We start from the raw sequence: 6,741 nt of genomic DNA, 5'->3' as shown, positions 1-6,741 counted from the left end.
CAGGGATGCTTAAATCTTTGAATCGTGTTATGTTTGCGAATTCACCACCAAAAACAGATTTATAAAAATTGAAAGCTTCTTCTGCATTCCCATTGAAATTGATATAAGGATTAATAAGTGCCATAGTTTTTTTTGGAAAATGAAATTTACAACATTCAAATCTAATGCAAGTTCACCAATATTTGAGGAATAAAAGCGTCAATAAATAGGTTTTACGCGTCAGGGAATTCATGTTCATACTTACTCAAATTGATTAAAAGATTATTTATAGAGAATTAGATATTGGATAATGATTCGAAATACAAATCTCGAATAACCTAAAGAGCCCAAATCTTGGTGAGTAGTCTTACTAATCCCAAAACTTAACGCGACCCGTCCTAAAATAGATTGATAGCTTTAAAATAGAAAAATTTAAACCACCAGTAGATTTTGCTTACACAGCTTACCTTGGTGATATCAATTTTAACCTTTCTTGAAACAAGTTATCCACAGAATACGGTAGATTTATTTGCATTCCACACGAAAAATCCCCCATTTAAAACGATTCTTCTGAATTTATAGGGTATTTTTTACTTTCTTCGGGTTCAAAATAAACCCAAAATTCAAAAATCTTAAAAGAGTTAGAAGTTTACCAAATAATAATGAAAGAAATTGTAGAAGCAATTAATGCTGTAGTTTGGAGTGATGCCCTGATCATCCTATGTCTTGGGGCAGGGATATATTTTTCTTTTGTGACCAAATTTCTTCAAGTCACCTATTTTAAAGAAATGATTCAACTCCTTTTCAAAGGTGAATCTTCCGAAAAAGGAGTTTCTTCTTTCCAGGCTTTTGCGATAGCAATCTCAGGCCGAGTGGGAACAGGAAATATTGCCGGTGTAGCTACTGCCATTGCTATGGGAGGCCCAGGTGCTATCTTTTGGATGTGGGTAATTGCATTTTTAGGAGCTGCCTCTGCCTTCATTGAATCTACGCTAGGTCAGATTTACAAGGAAGTTGACAATGGAGAATATCGCGGTGGACCAGCTTATTACATAGAAAAAGGACTGGGTATTAAGTGGTATGCGATGTTATTTGCTTTTGCAACGATTCTAGCCACTGCACTTTTTATGCCCGGCGTGCAAAGTAATAGTATCGCCTTAAGTGTTGAAAACGCATTTAATGTCCCTGTAATGTATACGGGTATTATAATTACTGTTTTTTTGGCATTGATCGTCCTTGGTGGTGTAAAGAGAATTAGTAAAGTGGCCGAAGTGGTGATCCCATTTATGGCTGCAGCATATATTTTGATGGCTGTCGTCATCATTTTTATGAATATTACCGAAGTCCCATCCATTTTTGCTTTAATCATTAAATCAGCAATGAACTTAGAAGCTACTTTTAGTGGAGTTTTCGGTATGGCAATAGCTTGGGGAGTGAAAAGAGGTATTTATTCCAATGAAGCTGGACAGGGAACTGCTCCCCATGCCGCAGCAGCAGCAGAGGTTTCACATCCAGTGAAGCAAGGGTTGGTTCAGTCTTTTTCTGTCTATGTAGATACAATTTTCGTTTGTACAGCAACGGCATTAATGATTCTCTTTACCGGCCAATACAATGTGGTAAACCCAGAAGGTGGGTTCATTGTGGAAAACCTACCTGGAGTTCCTTTTGGACCAGAATATACTCAGTTTGCCGTAGGAACACATTTTCCAGCATTGGGTAGAGGGTTTGTCGCAATATCGCTTTTGTTTTTTGCTTTTACGACCATCATGGCCTATTACTATATAGCCGAAACAAACCTGAGTTACTTAATCAGAGGAACCCAGAATAAATGGGGCATTTGGGTTCTTCGAATAACCCTTTTGGGAGCTACGTTTTATGGTTCCATAAAAACAGCAGAACTTGCTTGGACCATGGGTGATATTGGGGTTGGAATGATGGCCTGGCTAAACGTCATCGCAATTCTTTTGCTAAGAAAACCTGCCATGAAAGCATTTAGGGACTATAAAAAACAGAAAAAGGAAGGCAAAGATCCAGTATTTATCGCCAAGGATGCGGGAATTGAAAATGCCGATTTCTGGAAATAGTGACTGATTAATCGCGGAGTTCGTGAAAATCAAGGATTATTAAATACGTAATAATTTAATCTAAAGCCGACAAGTTAATTGCCGGCTTTTTTATTGACCAAGGGGAATTTCTAAGTTTAGAGTTAAGTAAAGAACTAATTATACAGCTAGATTAAATGTTAAAATTTGACTTTACTTTTCTATTTAAAAAAAATGTCTTTTCATCCGCAATGAATTGATTATAAATCTATTAGAGGAGTTAACATTGCTTGACTCTAATTTGTAAATCGATATATTTAGTAAAAAAGGTCAATCATCACTTTAAGAATAACCATGAAAAAGAAAGTACTAGTCACAGGAGTATCAGGTTTTGTAGGTCAGCATTGTGCTGTTGAACTTCTTAAGCAAGGATATCATGTCAAAGGCTCCCTCCGGGATTTATCAAAAGGAGAGAAAATACGACAAGCAATTAGCAAAGTGATTGATCCAAATGACCAACTTGAATTTTGTGAATTAGATTTAACCAAAGATCAAGGTTGGGAAGATGCTTTAAAAGATTGTGATTTCTTGCTTCATGTGGCCTCTCCCTTTATTTTTAAACAAACGAATGATGAAAATGAATTAATTAAACCTGCCGTAGAAGGTACTTTAAGGGCATTAAGTTTTGCTCAAAAATGCAAAGTAAAACGAGTGGTTTTAACTTCCTCCATTGCAGCAATGAGTGCACATATGTACCATGGGGAATTTACTCCAGATAATTGGACTGATTTAAATGATAAAAACCTAAGTACCTATGTGAGAAGCAAAACACTGGCTGAAAAAGCGGCATGGGATTTTTATAAAAACCAGAAAGCCGGTCATAAAATAGAGCTGGTAGTTATAAATCCAGGCGGTATCACCGGACCTACAATTACCAATAATTTAGAGGGGACAAGTATGGATACCTTAGTTCAATTGATTACCGGTAAAATGTCTATGATTCCAGATGTCTCTTTTCCAATGGTTGATGTCCGGGATGTTGCAACGCTGCATGTTATGGCATTAACAGAAGAAGCAGCAAAAGGAAAGCGTTTTATCGCTGCCCACAAGCAAGCCACGCATTATATGGATTTAGCGATCTTATTGAAGAAAAACGGGTATGAAAAAGTAAGTACTAAAAAAGCCCCTCTATTCCTATTAAAAGTAATTGGTTTATTCAATAAAGAAGTGAAGGCTCTGTTAACAATAATTGGAAAACATGTAACTGCAGATATCAGTCAAACAAAAAAAGTATTTGGATGGGAACCTATGTCGATGGAAAAGTCAGCGCTTGATATGGCTAAATCTGTCGAAAATGCTTTAAATAAATCTAATTAAGAAGAGAATTAAGAAAAACGAAATAATAGAAATTGAAGCAGTTTAAGTTAATTTTTGCTCTCTTTTTAGTTTGTTTCAGCCTATCAGCTCAAGTTGATAGCTCATGGCAACAAAAACCAAAGTTAAAGATCACAGGCTTCGTAGATGTGTTTTATGTCTATGACTTTAATCAACCAAAAGGTCCAGAAAGACAGCCTTTCCTTTTCAATCACAATCGACATAACGAATTCAATTTGAATTTAGGATTGGTAAAATTTGCTATAGAACATTCAAAATATCGTGCCAATATCGCATTGCAAACGGGGACTTATGCGAATGATAATTATGCGGCAGAACCAGGGATTTTGAAGAATATTTTTGAAGCTAATATTGGGGTCTCGCTTAACAAGAAAAATAATTTATGGTTAGATGCTGGGGTAATGCCTTCTCATATTGGATTTGAAAGTGCCATTTCAATAGACAATATGACTTTAACACGTTCGCTTTTGGCTGAAAATTCCCCCTATTTTTTAACTGGTGCAAAACTAACTTTCAACCCCAATGAAAAATGGGAAATAGCTGGTTTAATTATAAATGGATGGCAACGCATCCAGCGATTAGAGGGGAATTCATTATCATCTTTTGGAACTCAAATTATTTATAGCCCATCAGAAAAAGTAACATTAAACTGGAGCACTTTTTTAGGAACAGATGACCCTGACTCTACGAGGAGAATGCGGTACTTCAATGACTTTTATGGACTATTTCAATTGACAGAAAAGATAGGCTTAATTACAGGTTTTGACTTTGGAATACAGCAAAGTTTTAAAGGGAGTTCAAACTATAATCTTTGGTTTAGCCCAATCATAATCGGTCAGTATCAAATTAACAAAACCTGGAAAGCCGCCATCAGAGCAGAATATTATAAAGATGAAAATGGTGTTATTATTCCCACCGATACTTCAAGCGGTTTTCTAACAACAGGACTTTCCCTAAATATCGACTACGCTCCTACCCAAAACATCGCGTGTAGACTAGAAGGGCGATGGTTGCACAGTAAGGACAATATTTTTGAAACCCAAACTACTTTCTCAAACAACAACTTTATTATTGGCTCGTCTATAGCAATCAAATTTTCAGAAATCATTTCTAAATAAGATCGGCTTAGATCTTTCAAATTTTTAGGTTGATCAAGAATAAACTGATTTTAAAATTCACCAAATGGTTTGGCCTTCTAAAGAGTCGAAAAGGCAAATAATTATCATGAGAATTCATAGTTCATTTAATGCACTTAAAAAAACGATTGGTTAGCGGCTTACTACAAATTCAACCAGTAGGTCATTTTAAAGACTAGTGCACGAGATTTAGAACCTCCGAATTGGATAAAACCTTCTTGATTTTCCGCAAGGTAATTATCTGTATAAACCAAGAAAATATCCGAAACAGGGGCAAATCTCCACTGCAAACGGGAATTGATATTAACGTTATCAATTTGACTATTGTATTGGACAAAAGTAGTCCAAAATAGTTTTTTACTGAAAGTGAAGTCAAATCTCGGCCCAATTAGGAAGAGGTTTGCATCATTGTAGGGATCCGGTAACCTGATTCCATTGTATGCAAAATCGATGCTGGTAAAACCTAGTGGCTGATAACGCCATTGTATACTTCCCTCTAGATTCCAACGCATCCCATTAAAATATTGCCCAGACCGAGTACTTATCTCATAAGACAATTTCTTTCTTTCATCAGAGCGATATCGAGCTATGATCAGGTTCGTGGTGTATTCTGTATTGGCTGGAAGAGGAATACCATCCGTCCCACTTGGATCGAAACCATTAAACAAGTAGGTGTATTGCCTTCGCAAACGCATCGAAAATTCAGCAGAAGACCTCCAGGTGATATCATATAGGATATTCATATCCCAATCAAGTAAGCCGTAAGTTCCATTACCAAGTACATCGAAGTCCAATCCTGGACCATGTCTTTGTACTCCTCCACGTGATGGAAAAAACCTTCTTCTGTAGGTCATGGCAAGTTGCTGAATATCCGTCCTTCGGACAAAACCTACCTCAGGAGCATAATTTGCACCTACCATTTGAGACCGCATATTTAGAGACCATTTAGGAACGCTGTACTCAAGCTCCATCCCGGTCGCAAAAGTGCTATCCACATTTGCTTGATTGATATTATAATGGTAGAAAATTTTACCATTGATTTTATTATCTGCAGAAGCAAGATTATAATCGACCCCAATAGTTCTGTCCCACTCATTATATAAACTATCACTATACTCTTTAGGACTCTCAAAAGTCTGCTTATTTACCAAAAAAGCCGAAATATTCGATCTTGCAAAGACTTTTTGCTGAAGCGAAACCATAGAATAATTGTAAGATGGTAAACTAGCCGACTTATCATTTGACACCTGCATGCTTAAGACACCTACACGAAGATTATCATTTACTTTCCCACTAAGTCTTGCTCCTAGTGGTATGGCAGATTGGATATTCTGGCCTGTGCTTTCATCCCGAGAAACACCTATCCTCCTGCTGAAAAAAGGTGTAGTACCTCTCTGACCATAATCGGCAAATAAATCTGCATTTTCTAAAAAGAACTGCCTTCGCTCCGGAAAGAAAATCTCAAATCGGTCCAAGTTTGTTACCTGCTGATCTACCTCTACTTGCGAAAAGTCAGGATTTACAGTCAAGTCAAGATTTAGACCTGGGGTTATTCCAAACTTAAGATCGAAACCTGCATTAAAACCTGTCTGGGCATCTTTTCCTTGTTCAAAATTTTGATCATAATTACCAGACACATATGGGATAACTGAGATGTTTTTCCCACTTCTTTTGGTGGGTTCTTCCCATTTCGCAACATTTAACGATGCCAAATTAAAAAGCATGAAATTTCTCTGAATGGGTGCCCAAGTAGATCTTTCCGCACTTTCACTATCAATTCTGTAGAAATTTAAATTCCAATTACTTTGCCCCTCATTAAATCTAAGTGAGTTTAGAGGAATAGCGATTTCGGCAACCCAATATCCCTTGTACATTTTAGCTTCTCCTCTCCAGACATTATCCCAGTCCAGGCTAAATGCCGTTTCTCCACTACCTCCATTTGAAACCAAACCTTCTCTCCGAACTCCATATGGATTAATTCCGAAAGTAAATGCGTTGGTTCTATCCTGAAACGTATCAAAGATGACTGTAAAGTTATCATTTGCAGCACCTCTAAAATCTCTTCTTAATGAAGGAGTTACATAATCTCTATCATCTGTAGCATTGTACATGATTCCCAACACATAGATATTTTTGTCGTCATAAAGTACTTTAGCCACCGACTGATTAACTGCTAAAGAGGAATCATA

The 6,741-nt window shown here is 36.8% G+C and carries 4 protein-coding genes and 1 pseudogene; 3 read left to right on the top strand and 2 right to left on the bottom strand.

Features of this window, described 5'->3' with window-relative positions:
* A pseudogene (locus tag Q0L68_RS14280) lies at positions 1-124 on the bottom strand (VOC family protein); the annotation flags it as partial.
* Positions 125-638: 514 nt separating this feature from the next.
* Between Q0L68_RS14280 and Q0L68_RS14275 the strand changes: the two are divergent.
* The 3 genes from Q0L68_RS14275 to Q0L68_RS14265 all read left to right on the top strand — a co-directional run bounded on the left by Q0L68_RS14275 (position 639) and on the right by Q0L68_RS14265 (position 4,534).
* The gene (locus Q0L68_RS14275) at positions 639-2,063 is read left to right on the top strand and encodes an alanine/glycine:cation symporter family protein (RefSeq protein WP_366938407.1); all 1,425 of its coding nucleotides are present in this window, start codon (positions 639-641) and stop codon (positions 2,061-2,063) included.
* Positions 2,064-2,375: 312 nt separating this feature from the next.
* A complete protein-coding gene (locus tag Q0L68_RS14270; RefSeq protein ID WP_296704469.1) occupies positions 2,376-3,398 on the top strand; it encodes an aldehyde reductase in 1,023 nt (340 codons plus the stop codon).
* Between the two features lie 32 nt (positions 3,399-3,430).
* Complete coding sequence (locus tag Q0L68_RS14265; protein ID WP_296704466.1) at positions 3,431-4,534, top strand: porin; 1,104 nt, start codon at positions 3,431-3,433, stop codon at positions 4,532-4,534.
* A 161-nt stretch (positions 4,535-4,695) separates the two neighbouring features.
* Here Q0L68_RS14265 and Q0L68_RS14260 read toward each other — a convergent pair.
* On the bottom strand, positions 4,696-6,741 hold a 2,046-nt coding region (locus Q0L68_RS14260; protein ID WP_296704463.1), incomplete at its 5' end, for a DUF5916 domain-containing protein.

The organism is Algoriphagus sp. (genome assembly GCF_024642405.1).
Taxonomy (GTDB): domain Bacteria; phylum Bacteroidota; class Bacteroidia; order Cytophagales; family Cyclobacteriaceae; genus Algoriphagus.
This window is presented reverse-complemented; position numbering and strand designations above follow the sequence as displayed.

Coding starts and splice junctions, on each gene's coding strand:
- Q0L68_RS14270 (WP_296704469.1), top strand. CDS start 2,376: ATGAAAAAGAAAGTACTAGTCACAGGAGTATCAGGTTTTGTAGGTCAG.